This window comes from Pseudomonas sp. MT3 (assembly GCF_054720805.1).
In genome coordinates, this window is the sequence record NZ_JBTVPY010000053.1 from 1 (window position 1) to 704 (window position 704).

Below are 704 nucleotides of genomic sequence, written 5' to 3' on the forward strand. Positions count from 1 at the left end.
GACATGGTTGACGACGCCGAGCTGCTGGAACTGGTCGAAATGGAAGTTCGCGATCTGCTGAACACCTACGACTTCCCGGGCGACGACACCCCGATCGTGATCGGTTCCGCTCTGATGGCTCTGAACGGCCAGGACGACAACGAGATGGGCGTTTCCGCCGTGCGCAAGCTGGTAGAGACCCTGGACTCGTACATCCCTGAGCCGGTTCGTGCAATCGACCAGCCGTTCCTGATGCCGATCGAAGACGTGTTCTCGATCTCCGGTCGTGGCACCGTGGTAACTGGCCGTGTTGAGCGTGGCATCGTCAAGGTTCAGGAAGAAGTGGAAATCGTCGGTATCAAGGCGACCACCAAGACCACCTGTACCGGCGTTGAAATGTTCCGCAAGCTGCTCGACGAAGGTCGTGCTGGTGAGAACGTCGGCGTTCTGCTGCGTGGCACCAAGCGTGAAGACGTAGAGCGTGGTCAGGTTCTGGCCAAGCCGGGCACCATCAAGCCGCACACCAAGTTCGAGTGCGAAGTGTACGTGCTGTCCAAGGAAGAAGGTGGTCGTCACACCCCGTTCTTCAAGGGCTACCGTCCGCAGTTCTACTTCCGTACCACCGACGTGACCGGCAACTGCGAACTGCCGGAAGGCGTTGAGATGGTAATGCCGGGCGACAACGTTAAGATGGTTGTCACCCTGATCGCTCCGATCGCCATGGA

General features: G+C 58.9%; 1 protein-coding gene. It reads left to right on the forward strand.

Features of this window, described 5'->3' with window-relative positions:
• The coding region (locus tag ACYCAX_RS26550; protein ID WP_460249214.1) for an EF-Tu C-terminal domain-related protein at positions 1 to 704 on the forward strand (704 nt) is incomplete at both ends.